The following is a 23,606-nucleotide window of genomic DNA, read 5'->3' on the forward strand; positions in this document are numbered from 1 at the left end:
AACGAATCGGGAAGCGGCGAGTCGCAGGGGGTACGAAACCGTGAATCTCACTCGAGTCGGTACCAGTCGAAGCGCTCGACGGCGTAGCGGTAGGCGACCGGCGGCGCGATCACTCCGATGACGAGAATCGTCCACGAGAGCGTCGTGACGGTGCTCGCCTCGAACGTCGCCTCGACCTGCGGGACGACGGTTGCCGTCATCGTGGCGATCTCAGCGATAAACGCCGCCGAGTCGGTGTAAAGGACGACCGCCGCGCCCGCGGGCAGCATGATCGCGACCGTGTAGACGAGAAACGCCATCTTGCTCGGCATGACCGCCTCGCTGTTGTTCGTCACCTTGACGCTCCCGAATCGAGGGAATACGGAGCCGATGCCGGCCGCGAGCCCCGGCGTGACGACCGCCCCGACGGCCGTCCCGACGACGAGCGCGCCCGTCGCCTCGAGCGAGAGCGGGCTACTCAGTCCCATCACGAGTGCGACGACGACGGCGAGCGGGACGCCGACGAGCGAACCGGCGATCATTCGGCCTCTGATCGCGTCCGTGCCGGAGAGCGTCGACGTGAGGACGGCGGGGAGCGCCTGTCCGAGGTCCCCGAGCGGGTTGAGCGTGAACAGGACGCCCGCACCCCAGACGACGTACAGACAGAGCGCGACGGCGAGATACGTCGGGACGGTGCCGGTCTGGATGATCTCCTGGGCGAAAAATAACGTCCCAAAGAGCGGGTAGGCGGCGTAGGCCAGGCGAATCGGCGCGCGTTTCGTCCGGCGAATCGCCGTCACCGCGACGGTCCGCGTCGGCTGGGAGAGACCGTGTGCGAGGAGGCTCGAGAGTCGATTCGACGAGTCGGCGTCCGAGACGGTCTCGTCACCCGTTCGAGCCGGATCCGCGTACCAGTGGATGCGAGCGACGGCTTCGCCGACCACGAGGGCCAGTGGCGCGACGACCACCGCCGCGACGACCGCACCAATTGCGGCCGTGCTCGAGGGAGCAACGCCCGGAACCGCGAACAACAATAGATGGCCGGGCCAGCCGAGTGGGCCATCACCGAGGAGGTCGAAGAGGACGGCGGTGATCTCGTTGAACCAGCCGGTTGCAATCGAGCCGAAGTACGCGAGCGCGAGCAGGGCAAGCAGCGGGGTGCGATAGCGCGCAATCGGTTCGTAGACGGTGATCAGGTGACGGAAGCAGACGCCGATGACGAACCCAACCGGGATCGCGGTCACCAGCACGAGGGCGACGACCAGTGGAGCGATGAGAACGGGCAGAATCGTCCCGGCTCCGGAGGCAAACGCACCCGCGAGGACCAGCGCGGGCGGGACGACCCACAGCGAAAAGAGGAGGATTTCCGCGCCGACGACGCCGACGACGACGTTGCGCAGTCGCGTCGAGACGAGCAGGCAGGCGGGCTTGTCTATCTTGGCGGCCGTCGTCACGGTCCGAATCGCCCCCATCAGCACCACGAAGAGCCACGCGACGGCGACGATACCGGGGACGATCTCGAGGATCATCGACGCCATCTCCGGATCGACAGCTCCCGCTGCGACCTGCTCACCGAGTTCAGGCAGCAAGAGCAGCGCCACGGCCGTCAACGGGCCGAACGCGAAAACCCCGATGGCCGCCATGACGAGAATCTTCGTCCGGTCGCCGGTAACCGCGCGAATCGTCCGCCGACACTCCATCCCGGCGATGCTGAGAGCGGCGTTCGTCACTGCATCTCACCGCCACACACAGCGTTCTCTCCCGGCGTTTTCATACCTGATATCAGGCCGCCTGCTACGTAAACCGTTTGGACCGTTGTCACGCACAGAACCTGCGAGTCGTCTGCTGGCGTGTGCTCGAGGGTTGCATCCGAGCCTGACACCGGTGTCATGGATTTAACTGGATGCGAGCGCAACGGAGGGTATGGTTCCGTCTCCGTCTTCGCCTCCATCTTCGCCAGGGTCGTCTGGCACTGGGACAGCCGTTATCGAAACTGCCGACCTCACGAAACGCTACGGCGAGACGACTGCCGTCTCCGGACTCACGCTCGAGGTCGACCGGGGAACCGTCTACGGCTTTCTCGGCCCGAACGGCGCGGGAAAGACGACGACGATGCGGATGCTGACGACGCTCACCCAGCCGACGTCAGGGACGGCCCGCGTCGCCGGCCACCCGATCACCGACCGCGAGGCCGTCACGCCCCACATCGGCTACCTGCCCGAAGAACCGCCGATCTACGACGAACTCTCCGGGCGCGAGCAACTCGAGTACGTCGCCGGACTGCGCGATCTGCCGGCCGAGGATGCAAGCGAGCGCATCGAATCGTTGCTCGAGCGATTCGGCCTGCTCGAGGATGCGGACAAGCGTATTGGCGACTATTCGAAGGGGATGCGTCAGAAAGTCGGCGTGATTCAGGCGGTGTTGCACGAACCGGCCGTTGCCTTCCTTGACGAGCCCACGAGCGGGCTGGACCCGCGTGCGGCGCGGACGATGCGCGAGACAATCGCCGATCTGGCCGACCGGGAGATGACCATCTTCCTCTCGACGCACATCCTCCCCGTGGTCGACGAACTGGCCGACGAAATCGGCGTCCTCCACGGCGGCGAACTCGTCGCACAGGGCGACCCCGAAACCCTCAAATCCCGCGCCGAGACCGGCGAAGCCCGCAGTCTCGAGGATGCCTTCCTCGAGGTCACGCAGGAACACGGCGAGGACGCCTCGAGGCGGTCGGCGGAAGCATCGCCTGAGTAGGATCGCTTACACCCAATTCTGTTTCCATTCTTCGGAGATATGCATAAATAGTTGTGTGCTGTCATCTCTGCTATGCACTGGTCCCGGCCCACCGCGACGACGCTCGCGCTCGCCGCCGTTGGCGGTCTCGTAAACCTCGCCATCGTGTTCGGCCTCTACATCCGCGCAGCGTATCCCATCCTCGAGTCGACCGGCGACGTCGCCGTCCTCGCGGTGGCGCTGTTCGCAGTCGGCGCGATTGCGGCCTTCGCTTCGGCGTACACACGGTTGCTCACACCCGCACTCGGCTGGCTCGCGGCACTCGCCGGCACCGCGTACTACGAACTGACGACGCCGATGCCCGAGTGGAGTGAATTCGAGGGGTACGTCATCGTCGACGGCCCGACCCACGTCGCCAGCTACGCCAACACGTGGTACGTCTGGCTCGCGCTCGCGTTGTTCGCCGGCGTCCTCGAGTTCGGCATTCGACGCGGATACGGCCTCGGCGAGCGATCTCTCCGAAACCTTCCCGAGCTGCCGCTGTCGCGGGCGGACCTCGGTCGCGCCGTCGTCGGCTTCGGTGCGCTGGTCGGCGTCGCGACGATGTTGCTGGCGATTCGGTCCGGTCTGCCACGCCTCGCGACGGCGCTGGCCATCGCCGTTCTCGCGACCGCCGTCGCCGCAGTCCCCCTCGCGGCGTTGCTCGCTCGAGGACTGCTCCTCCCAACTGTGCTGTTCGCGCCCGTCCCGTATCTGCTGGTCTACGAGGTGTTCGTCACGACCGACAGCCACGTCCACATTTTGCTGTTCGGCCCCTACGCGCTCGTCCTCGCACTCGCGTGGGCGCTCGAGGCTGTGCTCCGGTCGCGGCTGCGAGGCTGGGACGGCGGCCGGTTTACGAACCACAACGCTGCGTGAGGCGACGCCGCCGGAGACGGGGGCAGCCCCGAGTCCGACACCCTAAAGCGGGCTGACTCTGTGGTTCGGATATGGAGTATCACGAGGCGGCGGACACGCTTTTCGGGCTGCGGCGATTCGGCCCGAAACCGGGAACGGAGTCGACCGAACGACTCCTGTCCCACCTCGAGGACCCCCACGACGGCGTTGATTTCGTGCAGATTGCCGGCTCGAACGGGAAGGGAAGCACGGCACGGATGCTCGAACGAACGCTTCGCGAGGCGGGGCTCTCGGTGGGACTGTACACCTCGCCGCATCTTGAGGACCTGCGCGAGCGGGTTCGGGTTGATGGACGCAAGATCCCGAGGTCAGCGGTCTGTGCGTACGTCGCAGACATTCAGGAGTATGTAACGAAACGGGCCGCCGACGGCGAGTCGCCGACCTTCTTCGAGGCGATGACGGCCATGGCGCTGTGGCACTTCGGGAACGAAGACGTCGACGTGGCCGTCCTCGAGGTCGGTATCGGCGGAAAACTCGACGCGACGAGCGTCGTCGACCCGATTGCGAGTGCAGTGACGAGCGTTACCTTAGAACACACCGGTATCCTGGGCGACACGGTCGAAGAAATCGCCCGCGACAAGGCCCACGTCGCCCCCGCCGACGCGCCGCTGGTCACCGGCGTCACGGGCGCTGCGCTCGAGGCGATTCGCGACGTGGCCGGCGAGGTGGTGACGGTCGGTGGCGTCGATGGCTCAGAATCGGGCACAAGACGCGCACGGCCTGACGTTCGGGTCGCCTACGACGGCCTGACGAACCACACCGAAGCGGGCGTCTCGATTACGGCCGACGACTGGGACCTCCAGACGCGGGTCCCACTCCCCGGCGAGCACCAGGCCGAAAACGCCGGCATCGCCGCGACGCTCGCTCGGCAGGTCACGGCCGTCTCGAGCGCGGACATCGCTCGCGGCGTGCGAAACGCCCACTGGCCCGGGCGGTTCGAAGTGATGGGGACCGACCCGCTGGTCGTCCTCGACGGCGCGCACAACCCTGGTGCGTGCGAGCAACTCGCGGCGACGCTCGAGCAGTACGCATACGACGATCTGACGCTCGTTTTCGGCGCGATGCACGACAAGGACCACCGGGAAATGGCCGATGCCCTGCCGACGCCCGACAGCGTCGTCGCAGCCGAACCGTCGCTCGAGCGGGCGGAGGACCCGGCCGTTCTCGCCGACGTATTCGAAGACGCTGGCGTCCCGGACGTTCGAACCGAATCCGCCGTCACCGACGCCCTCGAGACGGCACTTGTAGATGCTGACCCGAACGACTGCGTGCTCGTCACCGGCTCACTGTTTGCGGTCGCCGAAGCCCGTTCGCGCTGGACTCGCGCGGACGTGCCAAAGCGGGTTCGTGACCGCACAGACGCCCGAAAAACGCTCGAGAACGCAGACGTGACGCCAGAAACCGTCCGGCGACTCGAGGACGAGGCGGTCCACCGCGTCGTGAAGACGACGGTCCAGCCCGGCCAGGCCGACCGCCTGCAAGAGGAACTGCTGCGTCTCGGCGGCGAGTGTGCGATTTCCGGCCACCGGGACGCCGGCGAGCGCGTCGAGGCCGTGCTGATGGGCACGCTCGCGCAGTTCGAAGGACTGATCGACACCCTCGAGAGCGAGTCGACGGGCGACGGCCTCGCGGCGGTCACCCGCCACCTTCGCGAGACCATCGGACTCGAGGAACGCGACCCCACCGTCGGGGCCCCGGAGAGCAATCCACAGTACCCGTGGCACGACCGTACTGCCGTCATGGGTATTCTGAACGTCACGCCGGACAGTTTCCACGACGGCGGCGAGTACGACGCGCTCGAGGATGCCGTCTCTCAGGCCGAGGCGATGGTCGAGGCCGGCGTCGACGTGATCGACGTCGGTGGCGAATCCACGCGCCCCGGTGCAGAACCCGTCTCGACGCAAGCAGAAATCGACCGCGTCGTCCCCGTTATCGAACGCATTCGCGACCTCGAGGCCCACATCTCGATTGACACGCGCAAGGCCGTTGTCGCCGAGGCCGCACTCAAGGCCGGCGCGGACATCATCAACGACGTTTCGGGGCTCGAGGACCCCGAGATGCGCTTCGTCGCGGCCGAGTACGACGCGGGCCTGATCGTCATGCACAGCATCAACGCGCCCGTCGTGCCGGACCAGGACGTGACCTACGACGACGTCGTCGAGGACGTCATCGATCAGCTCTCAGAGCGCGTGTTGCTCGCCGAGAAAGCGGGCGTCGACCGTGCAAACATCGTTATCGACCCCGGAATCGGCTTCGGGAAAACGGCCCGCGAGAGCTTCGAGATGCTCGACCGCCTCGCCGAGTTTCGCGCGCTCGGCTGTCCCATCCTCTTTGGTCACTCCCACAAATCGATGTTCGCACACGTCGGCGGCGAGGCCGGCGACTGTCTCGAGGCAACTGTCGCGGCGAGTGCGCTGGCGGCGGATCGCGGCGTCGATATCGTCCGTGTCCACGACGTGCCCGAAAACGTCGCCGCCGTTCGGACAGCGCTTGCGACGCGTGACCCGGAACAATTCGAGTGGGAGGGGTAGGATCGCCTGCAGGCGGCCACAGCCATCGAAACATCTGATCGCCAAAAAAGCTCGAGTCGCCTGACAGAGAGCTACCAGCGGTGGTGGACGTGCTCTGCGACGGACGCTTCGTAGACGTCCTGCGTCGCGCCATGGGCCTGATTCGAGAGCGACTCGAGGTCCGACACCGCGGCGTTCGAGCGGACGTGCTCCGGCGAGGTCGTCCCCGGAATGACGGTCGAGACCGCCTCGTGGTCCAAAATCCAGCGCAGTGTGAACTCGGCCGTGGTCAGGTCCTCGGGGACGTGGTCCTCGAGTGCATCGACGGCGTCGTGGCCGGTTTCGTAGGGGACGCCCGCGAACGTCTCGCCCACGTCGAAGGCCTCGCCCTCGCGGTTGAAGTTGCGGTGGTCGTCCTCGGCGAACTCCTGGTCGCGCTCGAGTGCGCCCGTCAGAAGCCCTGAGGCGTATGGAACGCGGACGATAACGCCGACATCGTTTTTCTTCGCCTGTTCGAAGAACAGTTCGTTCGGACGCTGTCGGAACGGGTTGAAGATGATCTGGATCGTCTCGACGACGTCGTACTCGATGGCTTTCAGCGCCTCCTCGACCTTCTCGACGCTGACGCCCGCGTGGGCGAGTTTCCCATCGGCTTTGAGTTGCTCGAGCGCCTCAAACGTCTCTGGCTGGTAGTACGCCTCGGTCGGCGGACAGTGCAGTTGCAGGAGATCGAGCGTCTCCATTCCGAGGTAGTCGCGGCTCCGGTCGACGAACCACTCGAGATTCTCGTGCGTGTAGCGGTCCGCCTCGTGCGGGTCGAGTCGTCGCCCCGCTTTGGTCGCGACGAACACGTCGTCGTAGGCGTCTTCGTCCTCGAGGACGTGACCGATGTGTTTCTCACTGCGGCCGTCGCCGTAGACGTCCGCCGTGTCGATGAAGTCGATGTCCGCCTCGAGGGCGGCGCGGACGACCTCGCGGCCGGTTTCATCGTCGACATCGCCCCAGCTGCCGCCGATGTTCCAGGTGCCGAGGCCGACTTCCGAGACGTCGTGATCGGTCGAACCGAGTCGTCGATGGTTCATGCGTAGCTACTGGGGCTGGTGGCGGGTATGGGTTTGCCTCGTGGCAATCGCTTCGGTGGAGTTACGGGCACGGTGACGACAGTCTCCGAGACAACTGTCGAGATCGAGGCCGCGTCGTTATCGACGACCGAAGTGCCGCTCTAGCCCCATGACTGACCGTTACCGGAGCGACGGCAACACGTCCTCCTCGTAGAACTCGAGTGCGGGTCCCTGTTCCGGCCCGATCTGGTGGAAGTAGACGTGGTCGTAGCCCGCGTCGATGGCCTGCTCGAAGCTGTCGATGTGGGCTTGGGGGTCGGGGCTGGTAATCGTCGCGGATTCGTCGATATCGTCTTTGTCGACCATCTGGGCGGCCTGATCGAAGTGTACTGGCGTCGGCAGTTCCTGGGTGAGTTCGCCCGGAATCGAGCCGTTGGGCCAGTATTCGTACACGGTGTCGACGGCTTCCGCTTCGGTTTCGGCGTAGCACCCATGTAGTTGCGTATACGCCGGCCCGTCGCCGCCGGCGTCTTCGTAGGCCTCGACGGGTGATTCTTTCGGGCCGGAACACCAGAGGCCATCAGTTTCCTCGGCAACCCACTCGGCCGTTTTGGGGCCGAACGCGCTCCCGATTACCGTCGGCTGCTCGTCGGGACAGGTGTAGAGTCGCGCGTTCTCGAGGGTGTAGTGCTCGCCGTGATGGCTGACAGTTTTGCCAGTCCACAGTTTTCGCATGACCTCGAGCGATTCGTCTAACATCTCGAGGCGGACGTCGTGTTCGGGCCAGCGTTCGCCGGTGACGTGCTCGTTGAGATTTTCGCCGGTGCCGATGCCGAAGGTGAATCGGTCGCCGAGCATTTCGTCAACCGTCGCAACCGCGTGGGCGACGTTGACCGGGTGGATTCGAATTGTGGGGCAGGTGACGCCGACGCCGACGTCAATTTCGTCGGTTGCTTCGGCGATAGCACCGAGCGTCGACCAGACGAACGGCGATTCGCCCTGTGCTGAAACCCACGGATGGAAGTGATCCGAAATCGAGAGAAAGTCGAAGCCAGCTGCTTCGGCGCGCGTAGCAATCTCGACCAGTTCCATCGGCGTGTGCTCCTCACTCGAGAGGGTGTATCCGAGTTGTGTCATTCGAGCGTGGCTACACTGAAGACGTCAGTAATGGTTGAGCCTGCGAGAGCGCGGGCCATAGTGAGCAGGCACAGGCCGGGAGCGAATCTGTTCGGCTGCGTTCAGTCACGGAACAAGAAGACAAATACGCCATCGCTACAAATCCTCGATAATGGCAACTGTGAACGCGAGACGGCGGCTTCGGGAGCGACCAATTGGTTTCACACTACTGCTGACAGTTGTCGGCTATACGCTCGTCATCGGCACGTTCGTCCTCGATATTCCGCTCTATCCAGAGCTAACGAACGAGCAGGTGAACATCCTCACACACGCGATTGCGGTGATCAATGCGGTGACCACTGTACTGCTACTCGCTGGCTGGTACTGGATCCGCAACGGCGAAACAGGCAAACATCGCGCTGCGATGCTTAGCGGCTTCGCGACCATTTTGCTCTTTCTGGTCGTCTACCTGATCCGTGTCGGTGGCGGCGGCACGAAAGAGTTCGTCGGTGGCGCACTCGTCCGCAACGCCTACCTGCTCATGTTGGCGATCCACATTATCCTCTCAATCGTCGCTGTTCCGGTCGTCCTCTATGCGCTGATCCTTGGACTGACTCATACACCCGCAGAACTCCGCGAGACTGCCCACGCTCGAGTCGGTCGAATTGCGGCTGGCTCGTGGATTCTGAGCCTCGTCCTTGGCATCGTCACGTATCTCATGCTCAATCACATCTACGACTACGAGTTTGCGATGGTCGTCGGGCTTCCGTAGGCTCAGCGTCTCGAGGCCGTTTTTACTCGAGACATCCATCTTGAGACGAGACGCGCGCGGTGATCTGTCAACACTCGAGGGATGGCATTTACAGTCCGCAAACGAGTAATATGGCCGAGATGGGGCCGTCGGACAACCGATCAAACGACGAACTCGAGTACCACGCTCACCAGCAACAGGTTCTCGCCGATCTGGGGTCCCAGGCACTCGAGACGAGCGATCTCGAGACGCTTTTAGAGGATGCAGCGGAGACGGTCCTCGAGACATTGCCAGTAGATCGGTGTAGCGTCCTCGAGTACCAGCCAGACTGTGGTGAGAACGCCGACGATGGCAGGATTGTTCTTCGAGCAACTGCCAGCGATGGTGCGGAAGACGCAGTCGGCAAGACGACTTCCCCAGTCGACGAGGAGACACAGGCTGGCTACGCACTCGAGGCTGCGGAGCCTGTCTTGGTTGAAGATCTTCGGAGCGATTCCCAGTTTCAGGCACTCGATCCGTTTTTCGCGGACGAGATGGACACCGGTATCACCGTCAGGATCGGACCGGAACCCGATCCGTGGGGTGTTCTCAGTGCCCATTCATCGACGAGTGACTCGGTTGGACGGACGGCAGGGACATTTCTCCAGACCGTCGCGAACACCCTTGCATCGACGATCAAACGCGAACAGACGACACGGCAACGTGACGAGGAGGCGGCGGTCAGACAAACGATTCTCGAGACGTGCCCTATTGGCATCACACTGATCGACGCTGACGGGATGAACGTGTTTGCAAACCAACGCGCCGAGGAGTTACTTGGTCGGTCGAATCCGGAACTGCAGACGTACGCTCACGATGACGAGCGGTGGGATCTGATCGACGAACACGGCGTTCCACTTGCAGCAGACGAGCTTCCGTTCGCAACGGTGAGAGACACCGGTGAGCCGGTGTACGACGAAATCGTTGGCATCGACCATCCAGACAGAGACCGGGTCTGGCTCTCGGCTCACTGCGGTCCAGTCATCCACGACGGCGAGTTCGATGGAGCAGTCTACGCGTTACGGGAAATCACCGAACGACGACGCCTCGAGAGCAAACTCGAGGAGATTCTAGGCCGAGTCGATGATGCGATCTGTGCGTTCGATACGGACCTGCGGTATACACACGTCAACGAACGTGCCGAGGAACTCCTCCAGCGGCCCGAATCCGAACTGCTCGGTGAGACACTCTGGGATCGGTTTCCCGAAGCAACCGAAGACGAGATCGTTCAAGAGAGCTTCGAGGAGGCACTCGAGACCGGCGAACAGCGCAGTTACGAACACTACTACGATCCCGTCGACGCCTGGTTCGAAGTGACGGTGTATCCCTCCGAAACCGGCGTGTCGGTGTACTTTCGCGACATCACCGAACGGAAGGAGTCCCAGCACCAACTCGAGGAATCGAACGAACGACTCGAGCAGTTCGCGTATGCCGCCAGTCACGATTTACAGGAACCCTTGCGGATGGTCACGAGCTATTTGCAGTTAATCGAGAGTCGCTACGGTGACGAGTTAGACGAGGACGGACAGGAGTTCATCGACTTCGCTGTCGACGGTGCCGAGCGAATGCGCGAAATGATCGATGGCTTGCTTGCGTTCTCACGGGTCGAAACGCAGGGAGAGCCGTTCGAACCGGTCGATCTGGACGATGTGCTCGCGGACGTCACCCATGACCTGCGCGTTCAGATCGATGAACACGACGCGACGATCACAGCCGACTCGTTGCCGACGGTGTATGGCGACGGGAACCAGTTACGTCAGGTGCTCCAGAATCTGCTCTCGAACGCGATTACATACGCTGGCGACGAGCCACCGGAGATCGACATCTCGAGCGAGCGGGCCAGCCGGAACTGGTGGCAGATCGATGTCAGCGACGAGGGCATTGGCATCGACCCAGCGGAGGCAGAGCGGGTCTTCGGTGTTTTCCAGCGCCTGCATACTGACGACGAGGGGTCTGGAAGCGGCATCGGACTGGCGCTGTGTGAACGGATCGTCGAGCGCCACGGCGGCGACATCTGGGTCGACTCCGAACCCGGTGAGGGCTCGATGTTCTCGTTTACGGTGCCAGCAACTGACACTGCGGTCATGCCGAAAACCACGAACAACGCGTAACCTCCTCATATGGTCTCGTGCAGTCAGTACCGCTGCACTTCCGAGTGCGGCGACAGTGACAGCAGTCCGTCTCAATCCGTCTGCGGGATCGAGCGCGCACCGAGTGCGAACGTGACGACGGCGATTGCGAATAAAACCCCCAGGTTCGCAATCGCCGGGTCGAGTCCAGCAACCGCGGCCGTCTCGGTGGTCTCTGGGGCTGTCGCCGCACGGACGCCGCGCGAAAAGTACGTCAGCGGCGAGAGATTCACAAATGGCTCGAACCAGCCGGGCAGTTGCTCGAGCGAGATGAACGTCTCGGAGAGAAAGAGCAGCGGGAGACCGATTGCGTTACTGGCGGTGATCGCGCCATCTTGAGAGTCGGTGTAACTGCCGAGCATGGCACCGATACCACAGAAGGCGACGACGCCGACGAGGACGTAGGGGATCAAAAGCGGCGAATAGGTGATGTTTGCGCCCGTCAGCAGAACCACGAGCGCGAGGATCAACAGACTCGCGATAGCGATGATAACGGCGTTGACGACGGTCTGGGCGAACAGCCACTCCGGTCGCGACAGCGGTGTCGTCGCGAGTTTCTCGAAGCGACTCCCTTCACGGTGGCGTGCGACCTCGCTCCCCATCCTCGAGAAGGGCGTAAAGAGGACGACGACGGCGAGATAGCCCGGCACGTAGTATGCGGCGGGTTCTGCGAACAGGCCACCGTCGCCCGGGTCCGTTCGGACGAGCGCACCGAAGATGACGATCAGGATCACCGGGAAAAAGAACGTAAAGAAGACTGCCGTTCGGCGGCGGATGAACGACCGCCAGCCGGCACCCGTTTCGGATCGGATGCGTGAGAGTCGGCTCATGCCGTCTCACCCGTTTGTGGGGCGTCCTCAGCGTCGGCATCCGTTTCCGTCCCCATTTTCGTCGTCCGCTCGCGCTCGGTCGAATCTGCGAGTGCGAGATAGACGTCCTCGAGGTCGGGTTCGGCCCACGTCAGGCCGGAGTACTCGAGGTCGTTCCCCTCGAGATAGTCGACGACAACGCCGATATCGGCAGGCTCGATGTCTTGGACGACGATGGTGTCTGGCTGGCGACGTCGATGTGGCTTCGAGTCGGACTCGCCTGAGGCGACAACCGGATACGCGAGGTCCTCGAAGGCCTGTGGGTCAGCATCGGTTTCGATGGCAAGCCGACTCGAGCCGGCGTGGTCAGCGACGAGCGCGGCAGGAGTTCCCTGTGCGATGAGCGCGCCATCCGCGAGGAGGCCAACACGGTCTGCCAGTCGCTCGGCTTCGGCCATGTCGTGGGTCGTCAGCAGGACGGTCGTTCCGCGTTCGGTGAGGGCTTCGATGAGTCGCCAAATCGTTCGCCGGCCAGCGGGGTCGATCCCCGTCGTCGGTTCGTCGAGAACGAGCACATCCGGGTCGTTGACCAGCGTCGCACCCACGCAGGCGCGTCGTTGCTGGCCACCGGAGAGGTTCTCGTACCACGTATTACTGGCATCGACGAGTCCAACGTCGGCCAGCACGTCGTCCGGATCACGCGGGTCGTCATAGAGGCCGGCGTAGTAGGTCAGCAGTTCTCGAGCTGTGAGCCGATCCGGCGGTGAGAAGTCCTGTGGTAACACTCCGAGTCGGTCCCGGTCGATTGCAGTTGGCTCTCCCTCGAGGACTCGCACGGACCCCGAGTCAGGAACGGTCGTTCCTGTCAATGCACGAACGAGCGTCGTTTTTCCGGCTCCGTTTGGCCCGATGAGCGCGTAGACCTCGCCGGCTTCGACGGACAGTGACGCCGACGATAGCGCCACTGTCTCGCCGTAGGTCTTCGCTACGTCCGTCGCTTCGACTACGGCGGTCATACTGGCCGATTGCAACGCATCGCGGGTAAGGCGTTCGATTTACCGGACAACAGTCAGTGACGAGTTTCGATAGTCGAATAGCTGTCACTCGTGTTGTCCAGCAGTATCACTCGTGGTCGTCCGGATCGAGAACAACACGTCCATCGGCCATGACGACGACGTGATAGCCACAGTATTGAAAGGAGACAGAACCGCCGATTCGTGGCGTTCCATCTGCCTGTTGACTGAACAAAGTATCGAGTGACTCCGGATCAATTGCCGTGTGCAAGGGTTCATACTCCGGCGGCCGCAAGTCAGTTGTGGGGATGTCTTCTGCAGCCGCGACCGCTTCGATTACTGCCCGACTCGGTGGTTTTCTGACTGCCCCACCGACACTATCGCCACCACTCTCCATACTCCACACTTCCAAACCGTCTCGAATAAAACTATCCATACCAAATCTCCATATTGACAAATAGATTTCGATGACCTTCGATATCGAAGGTGTTCGGAGCGGTGAGCTGCCTCTTGATTTCAGGACAATAGTGATGCCGCCGCTTATGCCTTTCCACGAATGTACTAGTTACTGGACAAAAATATCGACACTGTTTGCACTCAAGTACATGTGAGACTGCAAAACCCCTACCCGGCGTCGTCGTTATCGGCCGGAGACGTTGTAATCGACGTGGACGTTCGGCGTGCTCGCAGATTCTGGCGCTGGAACACCGTTCCAGTCGACGAGGTGGACGTTCGCCATGTCACCTGAGAATCTGAATCGCTGCACACCGACGTCGATTGCCCCTTCGGCAACGTTCTCGGAGACGACCGTCGCTTCCGCCACGGGGTCGTCTGTGAGCATCTCGATTTCACCGTCGACGGCGATCTCGAAGTTCGAGGGAACGCCGCGACCAACGATGGTCACGAGATTCGGCAGGTGTGAGTCGTCTGTTGATGCTGTTTGGCTCCGACGTTGGACCGGATTGTCGCGTGCCATAATTGCAAAAGTAGAACCGGCCGGTATAAGCTTTCTTGCTCAGCAAACGGTTAGATTGGTCGAATTACCCACTGAGCGTATAAAATACCGTGAGTAGTTGGAAGTACGTATAGTACCAACTGCAACGTTACACACTGCTCGCCGACTCGACTGGCGGTCACGTATACACTGCGTGTCAGTGACTACGCTCTCTCCCACTCGATACCTGTTTGCCCCCTCGCCTCATTCGGCAAGCGCCGTGATGGTTCGGCGTAGACCTCCAAGTGAGGCCTCGATTTCTCCTTAGAAGCCCTTTCCGAGCATCTCTCGAGCGATAATGTTCTTCTGGATTTCGGTCGTGCCCTCGTAGATCTGGGTGATCTTGGCGTCGCGGTAGAAGCGCTCGACAGGGAAGTCGTTGACGTAGCCAGCGCCGCCGTGGATCTGGACCGCTTCGTCGGCGACTTCGACGGCGACGCGAGAGGCTTGCTCTTTGGCCATCGAGGCGAGTTTCGTCACGTCGCCGCCCTGATCGACGTTCCAGGCTGCTTTGTAGGTGAGATTGCGGGCGGCCTCGGTGTCGGTTGCCATCTCGGCGAGTTTGTGCTGGATCGCCTGAAACTCCGAGATCGACTTGCCAAACTGTTCGCGGTCCTGTGCATACTCGAGGGCGGCCCGAAGCGCGCCTTTCGCGATGCCGACGCCCTGTGCGGCGACGGCGGTTCGGGTTTCGTCGAAGAACTGCATCTGTTGCATGAATGCGGCGTCTTTGGTGCCGATGAGGTTCTCCTCGGGGACGCGAACGTCGTCGAAGACGAGTTCGGCGGTGTCGGAAGCGCGGATGCCCAGTTTGCCGGTGATCTTCTCGGCGCTGAAGCCATCGCGGTCGGATTCGACGACGATCTGGCTGAAACCGTTGTACCGGCCCTCGGCGTCGGGGTTGGTCTCACAGAGGACGACGAAGAAGTCCCCGACGGTGCCGTTCGTGATCCACATTTTGTTGCCGTTGATTACCCACTCGTCACCGTCTTTCTCCGCCCGCGTGGAAACGGAGGAGACGTCCGAGCCGGTGTCCGGCTCAGAGATCGCTGCGCCCGAAATCTTCTCGCCCATTGCAACGGGTTCTAAGAAGCGCTCTTTCTGGTCTTCAGTCCCGAAGTTCATGATCGCCTCACAGCCGAAGGAGGTCGAGACAATCGAGAGCGCAATGCCGGGGTCGTACGCGAACAGTTCCTCGGTGATGATCGCTGTATCGAGGATGGAGTAGCCAGCACCGCCGTACTCGAGTGGGATGTACGCGCCGGTCAGGCCCATCTCGGCTGCCTTGTCGATGATCTCGTGTGGGTACTTCTCTTCCTCGTCGTACTCGGCGGCGACGGGAACGATCTCGTTCTCCGCGAATCGCTGAATTTCGTCGCGGATCTGCTCTTGTTCGTCAGACAGGCCAAAGTCCATGTGGGTCCCTAACTATGGCTATTGATAAAGACCTTTGTAACCAGACATAAACCTAAACATAGTTTTTCCAAGGGAATGGGGAAACGTTCAAACGGCTCCCCATCGCATTACAACGTATGGACGTCGAAGATATCAACACCGTCGCAGTTCTCGGTGCCGGAAATATGGGCCACGGAATCGCGGAAGTTGCCGCGATTGCTGGCTACGATGTGGCGATGCGTGACATCAAAGAGGAGTTCGTCCAGAATGGCTACGAACAAATCGAGTGGTCACTCGGCAAACTCGCCGAGAAAGACCGCCTCTCGGAAGACGAAGCCGACGCTGCCTTAGCGCGCGTGACGCCGGTGGTCGAGATGGAAGAAGCCGTCGGCGACGCCGACGTCATCATCGAGGCCGTCCCCGAGCAGATGGACATCAAGAAAGACGTCTACGGGGAGGTCGAGGAGTATGCGCCCGACCGTGCACTGTTCGCGACGAACACCTCGAGTCTGTCGATTACGGAACTCGCTGGCGTCACGGAACGTCCAGAGCAGTTCTGTGGGATGCACTTTTTCAACCCGCCAGTTCGGATGGATCTCGTCGAAGTGATTTCGGGCGCGGAGACGGCCGAGGACACACTCGAGGCAATCGAGCAACTGGCCGAGGCGTTCGACAAGTCGCCCGTGCGCGTCCACAAAGACGAGCCGGGATTCATCGTCAACCGGATTCTGGTGCCGCTGATGAACGAGGCCTGCTGGCTCGTCAGCGAGGACGACGCCACCATCGCCGAGGTCGACTCCACGACGAAGTACGGCATGGGCCTGCCGATGGGCAGTTTCGAACTCGCAGACCTCACCGGCATCGACGTGGGCTACCACGTCCTCGAGTACATGCACGAGGTCCTCGGCGAGGCCTACGAGCCGAGCCCGCTGTTCGAGTCGAAAGTCGAGAGCGAGGAACTTGGCAAAAAGACCGGCAAAGGCTTCTATGACTACGACAACGGCGGCGTCGACATTCCGACCGACGAGCAGTCTGAACTCGTCGAAAAGCGTCTGCTCGCGGCGATGGCCAACGAGGTTGCCAAACTCGTCGGCGGCGACGTTGCGCCACCGAAATCCATCGACGAAGCCGTCCAACTTGGTGCCGGCTTCCCAGATGGCCCCGTGAAACTCGTCGACGAGTACGGTCTCGAGAACCTCCAGGAGACACTCGAGGAGGCCTACGAAGAGACGGGTCACGAGCGCTACAACCCCGATGAGTACCTCGCCGAACGTGCCGACGAAGGCGGCTTTTACGTCTCTGACGAGAGCGACGACGGCCTCGAGTTCGAAGCAATCCGCGTCGAGTACCCCGGCGACATGGTCGGTCACATCGTGATCGACCGCCCACACCGGATGAACACGATCAGCAACGAACTACTCGCCGAGTTATCCGAGGCGATTGACCTCCTCGAGGACGACGACGAGGTCCGCTCGATCCTGATTACGGGCGAGGGCGACCGCGCGTTCTCGGCTGGCGCTGACGTCCAGAGCATGGCAAGCGGCGCAGACCCATTACAGGGCCAGGAACTCTCACGCGAGGGCCAACAGACCTTCGGCAAACTCGAGGCCTGCGATTTGCCCGTTGTCGCTGGGATCGACGGCTACTGTCTCGGCGGCGGGATGGAACTTGCGACCTGTGCGGACCTGCGCGTTGCCAGCGAGCGCTCGGAGTTCGGCCAGCCAGAACTCGATCTCGGCTTGCTGCCCGGTTGGGGCGGCACCCAGCGCCTGAAGCACATCGTCGGCGAGGGCCGCGCAAAAGAGATCATCCTCACTGCAGACCGCTTCGAGGCCGCAACGATGGCCGATTACGGCTTCGTCAACGACGTCGTCGACAACGACAACCTCCTCGAGGAGGCCCTCGAACTCGCGAGCGACCTCGCCGGAGGACCACCAATCGCCCAGAAGTTCACCAAGCGCGCGATGCTCGCCGGCCGCGACGACACGGATGCCGGCCTCGAGTACGAGGCGTCAGCCTTCGGACACCTCATGGGGACAGAGGACCTCATGGAGGGAATGACGGCGTTCATGGGTGACGGCGAACCGGAGTTCGAAGGCAAGTAATACTGCCGGACAACACGACTCAGACGGATTGCTGTCCCGATTTGCCGACGCACCCGTACCGGGTCGCGGGTGTACCGGGAATGACTGACAGAAGACCGTCTCACAGCGGTCCGACCGACCGAGCGAACGAAACTCAGAGTTCCTGTCGTGTGGGTATATCACAAGCATTGACCGACGTACCGTCTTGTTTCTCGGTGACAGGCTGCATGAAAAACTCCAATATAATGTAACCTGTCCTATATATGGTCGCGAAGTTTATGAACCAGAGGGACAATTGGTGACCCGTGGCTGTAATCGACGAAGGGTATGGAGGGGTCAGCCAGTGAGTGACGAGGGACACGTTCTCGTCGTTGATGATGAATCCCGACTCGCCGATCTGTTCGCTGCATGGCTCCAGAGCGACTGGACCGTCGATACCGCCTATGACGGCGATTCGGCCCTCGAAACGATGTCAGACGACGTTGATGTCGTCCTCCTCGACCGACGGATGCCGGGACTCTCGGGCGATGAGGTGCTCGCACAACTCCGCAAAGAGGGATACGACTGTCGTGTCGTGATGGTCACGGCAGTCGATCCCGACTTCGATATTATTGAGATGGGCTTTGATGACTACCTCGTCAAGCCGGTCTCCAGAGATGAACTGATCCAGATGGTTGAGGATGTTTCAACGCGCTCTGCGTACGCATCCACCATTCAGGACTACTACGCGCTGGTGTCGAAAAAAGCACTCCTCGAGAGTGAAAAAGCCACCCGCGAACTCAAAGATCATAGCGACTATCAAGACCTCTGTACCCGCGTTGCCAAACTTGAGTCAGAGGTCGACGAAACGGTCGCCGGGATGTCCTCACACGATGAGTTCGTCGGTGCTTTTCAGGACCTACAGACAGAGAACTGACGACGCTTCACAGTCGTCGCTCGTCACCGGTCGTGTCGAACTCGAATCTGGCCCCACCCGCCTCGCTTTCCCCCGCAGTGACCGACCAGCCGTGTCCGGTAGCGACTTCTCTGACGACCCACAGTCCGATTCCTAACCCTGATGAGGATGTCGACACCGACGGGTCGAATATTTCGTCGCGAATTTCCTCGGGTAACCCACAGCCATCATCAGCAACGTAGAAGCCACGACCGTTCTCGAGCGTGCCAACCTGAATCGTGATGGCGCTGTCGATGTCGGCTCCACCGTTGGTGCTCGTGCCGCCGTTTGTTTGGACTGCCTCAGCACTCGTACTCGCGCTCGCACGTTCCTGTTGCTCACGCTCCGGACTGCCGTGTTCGACACTGTTTCGGAAACAGTTCTCGAGGAGTCGCAAGAGCCGGGAGCGATCAGCCGCGACGGTTGTCGACGCTGTTACTGACAGTGTCGCAGCCGGTGTCTCGACGTGTTCCCAAGCATCGGTTGCAACGGCCTCGAGGTCGACAGGGTCGGTGTCGGCTGCCCACTCGCCGCCGCGGGCGATTGCGAGCACGTCATCGATGATCGACTCCATTCGGTCGAGTCCGTCGCGAATCTGTGGAATGTGGTCGGCCGAATCGGTCTGGTCCATCAAGTCGAGATAGCCCTGGGCCACGCCGAGGGGGTTTCGCAAGTCGTGGCTGACGATCTGTGCGAAGGCATCGAGGCGCTCGTTTCGCTCGCGAAGTTTGCGCTCGCGTTGCTTTCGCTCGGTGATGTCGCGGACGACACCGACCGAGCCATGGAACGTCCCATTGTGTGTCAGTACAGCGATCTGAATCTCACAGGGGATCGTCTCGCCCGATTTCGTCTCGAGGACGACCTCGAGCGTGTCGGTGCCACGGTCGTCCTCGAGGAGTGATTTGATGACGTCCGTCCCGGCTTCGGCGTCGGCTTCGTCGAGCAGGAAGGTTGCGTGCTCGCCGAGCAGTCCCTCACGACTGTAGCCGGTCATCTCGACGAGGGCGTCGTTGACCGTCATGAAGTTGCCGTCCTCGTCGAAGACGTACATGCCGTCGCCTGCTGTTTCGACGAGTCGCTCGTATCGCTGGACGGCCCGTTCCTGTTGGGCGAGTTGACCGCTTGTCGCAATCGTCTCGAGGACGTGCGAGGCGACGTCCGCGCTCGAGTGGATAACCTGCTGGTCAGCCGACGACAACCCACGGCGTGCGTAGACGACGAAGACGCCGTAGAGTTCATCCTCGCTGCCGAGTGGAATCGCAGCGACCGTTCCGACGTCTTGCTCGAGTGCGTATTCGGCGAAGGGCACGAGCGCTGTGTCGGGTTCTGTGATCGTCGATAGATCGACTATCTGCAACTTGCGTGATTGCAATGCCCGCTCGAGGAGCGTCCGTGAGCCGTCGTCGGAGCCGATGGGAAACGTCCGCTGTATCGGCCAGTCTGTCGCCGATGGATCTGTGAGCCATGGCACGATCTCGCGTTCGCCGCGGTCGTACTCGCCGACCCAGGCGAAGATGAATCGGTCACTCGCGACGAACTCTTCACGAAGCACACGCTCGACGGTTGCAGGCGAGGTCGCATCGGTCAGTCCCCGCCGAACCGCGTCGTCGATCCAGGCGAGATCCGGCGGGAGGTCGGGTTGTGTGTCGGCTGCATCCGCGTCTGTGTCCGTTTCAGCATCGACTCGAGCGTTCGCGATGATGCGGCCGGCGACCGCTTCGTTTCCAATGCCGTCGTTCAACTGCTCCGTGATCGTATCGGCGAGGCGATTCGAGCGCTGCTGGTCGGTGCTTCGAGCGACGACCTGGCTTAAGACAGCCATCGACTCCTCGTCGGTGTCGTCTGCAGTCTCCCAATAGATGAACGTCGGCAGTTTCGGTGTCTTGGCCTCGGCTGCGCCGATCACCCGCGGTACATCCGCAATCGACCCTGCGTCGATAACGATTGCATCGATTGATTCGTGCTCGAGTCTCGAGCCGGCTTCGTCGGCTTGCTGTGCGAAGACGACGTTGACGGGTTCGTCCGTCAGCGCCAGGGTAAGCGATGCTCGCGTCGCTCGATTACCACTGACACAGAGAACGCGTGGACGACTCATAGTTCGGTTTCGGATTTCGTCCGACACTTCGGCGGACGGACACGTCTTTGCACGTAGTGTTCGGGTCAATACGGTTGATTCTTTCGACCGCGTGCTGTTGATATGGGGTCGCGTATCTGTCGCCAGTTGCGTCTCGGGCTAATTCGCTGAGAAACCCTTCATCGAGTCGGACTATTCGGCAACGTGGTGATTTTGTTACTGTGGCGACAATTGCAGGCACCGTCGTTTTACTCGCCCGTCGACTACCGCGCTCGAGAACATGAGTGATACGACAAACACCAATACCGGTCGGAACCGTGAGACGATGAATACGGACGCGATGCAGTGGCTGAGCGCTCTTGTCGCGCTGATCGGCCTCTATCTCGTTGCCTCGCCGTTCCTCTTCGAGGCGACAGATGCGGCGTACTGGAACGATACCCTGGTGGGGACGGCGATCTTCTTGCTCGCGGGTTACAACTTCTATTTGCTCTCGAAGGACCGACTGGCAAACGTCAGCATCGCGTCGCTTGCGGCCCTGCTCGGCCTCTGGGCGCTCGTCTCACCAGCGGTCATCGAGATGGGCAGCAACGAACTTGCGACCGGGACCGCGATCTCCGGGCTCCTCGTCGCCATCCTCTCAGCGTACAATGCCTACGCGAACAGCAAGGCCGATACGCCGGATCACGCTGGTGCTGGCGCTCGAGGATAACGTATAATCCGGCCGTCAGTCAGCTATTTTTGCCGCGCGTGGGAACGAACGACGGCTACGCGGTTACGGAGCCTGCCGGTAGATGAGGTTACGCTGAATCTCGTTTGCGCCCTCGTAGATCACCGGAATGCGGGCATCGCGGTAGACGCGAGCGATCCGGCGTTCGTTGAGAACGGAGCGCCCGCCGTGGAACTGCATGCCTTGTTCGGCGATGTCGACCGCGGCTTCCGTTGCGCTCGTCTTCGCGAGTGCGGCCCAGTAGCCGGCGTTGTCGTCGGTTTCGACCTTGTTGCAGGCACGCCAGGTGAGTGCGCGTGCGCTCTCGAAGTCCATCAGCATATCCGCAAGCCCGTGCTGGACGGCTTGGAACTCGTTTATTGTGCGGCCGAACTGCTCGCGGTCGTGGGTGAACGACCAGGCTTCTTCGATGGCGGCCGCAGCCATGCCGAGACCGTGTCCGGCGACGGCGATACGGCCGTGGTTGAAGAAGTCCGCGAGCATCCAGAAGCCTGCGCCTTCGGCACCGATCAGGTTCTCCTCGGGAATCCGGCAGTCGTCGAACTCGATGTGGGCCTGTTTCGAGGCGCGCATGGCCATCTTCTCCGGGATGTGTTCGGCATCGTAGCCCTCAGTATCGGTCGGGACGATGAACATCGAGTGATTGCCATAGCGGTTGTCCTCGTCGTCGCCCGTTCGGGCGTAGAGGGTGATCCAGTCGGCCTCGACACCGTTGCCGATCCAGTACTTTTCGCCGTTGATGACCCACTCGTCGCCGTCCTTCTCTGCGCGGGTCTGGACGCCCGCGAGGTCGCTGCCGGTCTCGGGTTCGGAGACGGCCAGTCCGGACAGTTGCTCGCCCTCTGCGACGGGCCGGATGTACTCCTCGCACTGCTCGTCGGTTCCGTACTCGTAGGTAATCTCACAGCCGAAACTCGCAAGTTGAAGCGTGAGGGCAATGCCTGCGTCCGCACGATAGAACTCCTCGGTCAGCGCGAGCAACTGCGGCAGGTCAAAGCCACGGCCACCCCATTCTTCGGGAATATCCTGTGCGACCAGTCCCGCGTCCTGGCCCGCCTCGAGAATGTCGTGGGGGTACTCGCCAGCATCGAAGTACTCCTGGGCGTTGGGCGCGATGTACTCGTCGGCGAACTCGCGGGCTTCCTGCTTGACGTCGTGTGCGTGCTCGGGCACGATGGAGTCATCGAGTACGTCCATACATCGCTAGACGGGAGCGACCCGAATATAGCCGCGGGTTTCGACTCAGTGACCGGCTGTCAGTCTCCCGCCGGTCTCATAGTCATACTGGCCGCAAGTGTTCGCAGTCGCCTGCCGCCACGGTCACCCGCCCGTCGTCGGCCTCGAGGACGAGCGCACCCGTTTCGGTGATGTCGACCGCCTCGCCGACGACCTCGCCGGCCGGTCGATCCACGCGCACGCGCTGACCGAGCGTCAACGCCAGCTCGCGCCAGTCGGGGACGACCGACTCGAGGTCGGATCGATACGCGTCGAACTCCTCGAGGAATCGCTGGACGAATCGGCGTCGGTCGACGTCGCCTGCCTCCTCGCGGATGCTCGTTGCACCCTCGGGTAACGCCTCCGCGTCGATGTTCGCATTGGTTCCAGGGCCAACGATGAGCCACTCGATGCGGTCCGTCTCGCCTTCCATCTCCGTCAAAATTCCCGTTAGCTTTCGATAGTCGCCCTCGTCGCCGACGGGAATGACCACGTCATTTGGCCACTTGATCCGTGCATCGACGCCCGCTTCGCGTGCCGCTTTCGCCGTCGCCACCGCCGCCGCGAGCGTGTACAGCGGTGCTCTCGAGGGTGCAATTGCTGGCCGTACGACGATACTGAGCCAGACGCCACCCGACGGAGCCGTCCACTCGCGCTCGAGGCGGCCCCGGCCGCCCGTCTGTTCGTCCGCAAGGACCACGACATCCGTCGCGCCGTCGACTGCCAACTCGCGCGCTCGCGTGTTGGTACTCCCAATCGTCTCGTGGTATTCGACCGAAAACGGTGCCTCGAGGCCGAACTCGACGGCGTCGCTGCCGTAGGGGGCGACCTCGAGCAGGTCGTACCCTGCCGGTCCGCTCTCGATGTCGAAGCCCGCGTCTCGGAGTTCCTCGACGTGCTTCCAAACCGCGGCGCGGGAGACCTCGAGTGACTCGGCCAGGTCGGGACCCGAGACCGGGCCGTCGTCGAGCGCCTCGAGGATGGCTCGTCGCGTCTCGTTCATAGCAATACGAGGGAAGCGCGCGCACTTCAATCGGAAGGATCGATGATTATCCAATGCCGATTCCTCGAGCGATCGATGGTATCGGA

Annotated in this window: 19 protein-coding genes; 8 read left to right on the top strand and 11 right to left on the bottom strand. The window is 62.1% G+C overall.

Annotation, left to right across the window (positions count from 1 at the left end):
* Nucleotides 1-47 precede the first annotated feature (47 nt).
* Nucleotides 48-1,709, bottom strand: a complete 1,662-nt coding sequence (locus tag B2G88_RS01555; protein ID WP_087713788.1) for a hypothetical protein — start codon at nt 1,707-1,709, stop codon at nt 48-50.
* A gap of 193 nt (nt 1,710-1,902) precedes the next feature.
* On the opposite strand from B2G88_RS01555, the gene B2G88_RS01560 reads away from it, so the two are divergent.
* The 3 genes from B2G88_RS01560 (at nt 1,903) to folP (ending at nt 6,197) form a co-directional block, all read left to right on the top strand.
* On the top strand, nt 1,903-2,730 hold the full coding sequence (locus tag B2G88_RS01560) for an ABC transporter ATP-binding protein (protein WP_054864214.1): 828 nt from the start codon (nt 1,903-1,905) through the stop codon (nt 2,728-2,730).
* Between the two features lie 72 nt (nt 2,731-2,802).
* Nucleotides 2,803-3,627 (top strand): hypothetical protein, encoded by an 825-nt coding sequence (locus B2G88_RS01565; RefSeq protein ID WP_087713789.1) that lies wholly within the window; start codon nt 2,803-2,805, stop codon nt 3,625-3,627.
* A 71-nt stretch (nt 3,628-3,698) separates the two neighbouring features.
* The gene (gene folP / locus B2G88_RS01570; protein ID WP_087713790.1) at nt 3,699-6,197 is read left to right on the top strand and encodes a dihydropteroate synthase; all 2,499 of its coding nucleotides are present in this window, start codon (nt 3,699-3,701) and stop codon (nt 6,195-6,197) included.
* A 71-nt stretch (nt 6,198-6,268) separates the two neighbouring features.
* Here the strand turns inward: folP and B2G88_RS01575 are convergent, their stop codons facing one another.
* The gene (locus B2G88_RS01575) at nt 6,269-7,258 is read right to left on the bottom strand and encodes an aldo/keto reductase (protein ID WP_054863988.1); all 990 of its coding nucleotides are present in this window, start codon (nt 7,256-7,258) and stop codon (nt 6,269-6,271) included.
* 159 nt (nt 7,259-7,417) lie between these two features.
* Entirely contained in the window at nt 7,418-8,374 is a 957-nt protein-coding gene (locus tag B2G88_RS01580) for a TIGR03557 family F420-dependent LLM class oxidoreductase (RefSeq protein WP_087713791.1), read from the bottom strand.
* A 151-nt stretch (nt 8,375-8,525) separates the two neighbouring features.
* On the opposite strand from B2G88_RS01580, the gene B2G88_RS01585 reads away from it, so the two are divergent.
* Together B2G88_RS01585 and B2G88_RS01590 are read left to right on the top strand one after the other, a co-directional pair.
* Nucleotides 8,526-9,125 (top strand): DUF420 domain-containing protein, encoded by a 600-nt coding sequence (locus B2G88_RS01585; protein WP_054863987.1) that lies wholly within the window; start codon nt 8,526-8,528, stop codon nt 9,123-9,125.
* 110 nt (nt 9,126-9,235) lie between these two features.
* Nucleotides 9,236-11,254 (top strand): ATP-binding protein, encoded by a 2,019-nt coding sequence (locus B2G88_RS01590; RefSeq protein WP_087713792.1) that lies wholly within the window; start codon nt 9,236-9,238, stop codon nt 11,252-11,254.
* Between the two features lie 71 nt (nt 11,255-11,325).
* On the opposite strand, the gene B2G88_RS01595 is transcribed toward B2G88_RS01590, so the two are convergent.
* The 5 genes from B2G88_RS01595 to B2G88_RS01615 all read right to left on the bottom strand — a co-directional run bounded on the left by B2G88_RS01595 (nt 11,326) and on the right by B2G88_RS01615 (nt 15,504).
* A complete protein-coding gene (locus B2G88_RS01595; RefSeq protein ID WP_054863983.1) occupies nt 11,326-12,102 on the bottom strand; it encodes an ABC transporter permease in 777 nt (258 codons plus the stop codon).
* Nucleotides 12,099-13,097, bottom strand: a complete 999-nt coding sequence (locus B2G88_RS01600) for an ABC transporter ATP-binding protein (protein ID WP_087713793.1) — start codon at nt 13,095-13,097, stop codon at nt 12,099-12,101. Before B2G88_RS01600 ends, B2G88_RS01595 begins: the two co-directional genes overlap by 4 nt.
* Before the next feature lie 106 nt (nt 13,098-13,203).
* Nucleotides 13,204-13,491: a HalOD1 output domain-containing protein gene (locus B2G88_RS01605; RefSeq protein WP_054863982.1), complete on the bottom strand. Its 288-nt coding sequence runs from the start codon at nt 13,489-13,491 to the stop codon at nt 13,204-13,206.
* A gap of 243 nt (nt 13,492-13,734) precedes the next feature.
* Nucleotides 13,735-14,070 carry a hypothetical protein gene (locus B2G88_RS01610; protein ID WP_054863981.1) on the bottom strand — a complete coding sequence of 112 codons (336 nt, stop codon included), beginning with the start codon at nt 14,068-14,070 and terminating at the stop codon, nt 13,735-13,737.
* Nucleotides 14,071-14,352: 282 nt separating this feature from the next.
* Complete coding sequence (locus tag B2G88_RS01615; RefSeq protein ID WP_087713794.1) at nt 14,353-15,504, bottom strand: acyl-CoA dehydrogenase family protein; 1,152 nt, start codon at nt 15,502-15,504, stop codon at nt 14,353-14,355.
* A gap of 116 nt (nt 15,505-15,620) precedes the next feature.
* Between B2G88_RS01615 and B2G88_RS01620 the strand changes: the two genes are divergently transcribed.
* Nucleotides 15,621-17,588: a 3-hydroxyacyl-CoA dehydrogenase/enoyl-CoA hydratase family protein gene (locus B2G88_RS01620; RefSeq protein ID WP_087713795.1), complete on the top strand. Its 1,968-nt coding sequence runs from the start codon at nt 15,621-15,623 to the stop codon at nt 17,586-17,588.
* 322 nt (nt 17,589-17,910) lie between these two features.
* Nucleotides 17,911-18,483: a HalX domain-containing protein gene (locus B2G88_RS01625; RefSeq protein ID WP_054863980.1), complete on the top strand. Its 573-nt coding sequence runs from the start codon at nt 17,911-17,913 to the stop codon at nt 18,481-18,483.
* A 7-nt stretch (nt 18,484-18,490) separates the two neighbouring features.
* Here B2G88_RS01625 and B2G88_RS01630 read toward each other — a convergent pair whose 3' ends face one another.
* Nucleotides 18,491-20,596, bottom strand: coding sequence for a PAS domain S-box protein (locus B2G88_RS01630; RefSeq protein WP_087713796.1), 2,106 nt, complete (start codon nt 20,594-20,596; stop codon nt 18,491-18,493).
* A 259-nt stretch (nt 20,597-20,855) separates the two neighbouring features.
* Here B2G88_RS01630 and B2G88_RS01635 point away from each other — a divergent pair, with 259 nt between their 5' ends.
* Nucleotides 20,856-21,284 carry an SPW repeat domain-containing protein gene (locus B2G88_RS01635; protein WP_087713797.1) on the top strand — a complete coding sequence of 143 codons (429 nt, stop codon included), beginning with the start codon at nt 20,856-20,858 and terminating at the stop codon, nt 21,282-21,284.
* A 63-nt stretch (nt 21,285-21,347) separates the two neighbouring features.
* On the opposite strand, the gene B2G88_RS01640 is transcribed toward B2G88_RS01635, so the two are convergent.
* On the bottom strand, nt 21,348-22,499 hold the full coding sequence (locus B2G88_RS01640) for an acyl-CoA dehydrogenase family protein (protein WP_087713798.1): 1,152 nt from the start codon (nt 22,497-22,499) through the stop codon (nt 21,348-21,350).
* 82 nt (nt 22,500-22,581) lie between these two features.
* The gene (locus tag B2G88_RS01645; RefSeq protein ID WP_087713799.1) at nt 22,582-23,520 is read right to left on the bottom strand and encodes a biotin--[acetyl-CoA-carboxylase] ligase; all 939 of its coding nucleotides are present in this window, start codon (nt 23,518-23,520) and stop codon (nt 22,582-22,584) included.
* Nucleotides 23,521-23,606 lie beyond the last annotated feature (86 nt).

Source organism: Natronolimnobius baerhuensis, assembly GCF_002177135.1.
Lineage (GTDB): Archaea > Halobacteriota > Halobacteria > Halobacteriales > Natrialbaceae > Natronolimnobius > Natronolimnobius baerhuensis.

What these genes read in the sequence shown, in the direction of transcription:
- B2G88_RS01565 (WP_087713789.1), top strand. Translation starts at nt 2,803, where the DNA reads ATGCACTGGTCCCGGCCCACCGCGACGACGCTCGCGCTCGCCGCCGTT.
- B2G88_RS01610 (WP_054863981.1), bottom strand. Translation starts at nt 14,070, where the DNA reads ATGGCACGCGACAATCCGGTCCAACGTCGGAGCCAAACAGCATCAACA.
- B2G88_RS01560 (WP_054864214.1), top strand. Translation starts at nt 1,903, where the DNA reads ATGGTTCCGTCTCCGTCTTCGCCTCCATCTTCGCCAGGGTCGTCTGGC.
- B2G88_RS01630 (WP_087713796.1), bottom strand. Translation starts at nt 20,596, where the DNA reads ATGAGTCGTCCACGCGTTCTCTGTGTCAGTGGTAATCGAGCGACGCGA.
- B2G88_RS01620 (WP_087713795.1), top strand. Translation starts at nt 15,621, where the DNA reads ATGGACGTCGAAGATATCAACACCGTCGCAGTTCTCGGTGCCGGAAAT.
- B2G88_RS01580 (WP_087713791.1), bottom strand. Translation starts at nt 8,374, where the DNA reads ATGACACAACTCGGATACACCCTCTCGAGTGAGGAGCACACGCCGATG.
- B2G88_RS01645 (WP_087713799.1), bottom strand. Translation starts at nt 23,520, where the DNA reads ATGAACGAGACGCGACGAGCCATCCTCGAGGCGCTCGACGACGGCCCG.
- B2G88_RS01575 (WP_054863988.1), bottom strand. Translation starts at nt 7,258, where the DNA reads ATGAACCATCGACGACTCGGTTCGACCGATCACGACGTCTCGGAAGTC.
- B2G88_RS01595 (WP_054863983.1), bottom strand. Translation starts at nt 12,102, where the DNA reads ATGAGCCGACTCTCACGCATCCGATCCGAAACGGGTGCCGGCTGGCGG.
- B2G88_RS01600 (WP_087713793.1), bottom strand. Translation starts at nt 13,097, where the DNA reads ATGACCGCCGTAGTCGAAGCGACGGACGTAGCGAAGACCTACGGCGAG.
- B2G88_RS01605 (WP_054863982.1), bottom strand. Translation starts at nt 13,491, where the DNA reads ATGGAGAGTGGTGGCGATAGTGTCGGTGGGGCAGTCAGAAAACCACCG.
- folP (WP_087713790.1), top strand. Translation starts at nt 3,699, where the DNA reads ATGGAGTATCACGAGGCGGCGGACACGCTTTTCGGGCTGCGGCGATTC.
- B2G88_RS01635 (WP_087713797.1), top strand. Translation starts at nt 20,856, where the DNA reads ATGAGTGATACGACAAACACCAATACCGGTCGGAACCGTGAGACGATG.
- B2G88_RS01615 (WP_087713794.1), bottom strand. Translation starts at nt 15,504, where the DNA reads ATGGACTTTGGCCTGTCTGACGAACAAGAGCAGATCCGCGACGAAATT.
- B2G88_RS01585 (WP_054863987.1), top strand. Translation starts at nt 8,526, where the DNA reads ATGGCAACTGTGAACGCGAGACGGCGGCTTCGGGAGCGACCAATTGGT.
- B2G88_RS01590 (WP_087713792.1), top strand. Translation starts at nt 9,236, where the DNA reads ATGGCCGAGATGGGGCCGTCGGACAACCGATCAAACGACGAACTCGAG.
- B2G88_RS01640 (WP_087713798.1), bottom strand. Translation starts at nt 22,499, where the DNA reads ATGGACGTACTCGATGACTCCATCGTGCCCGAGCACGCACACGACGTC.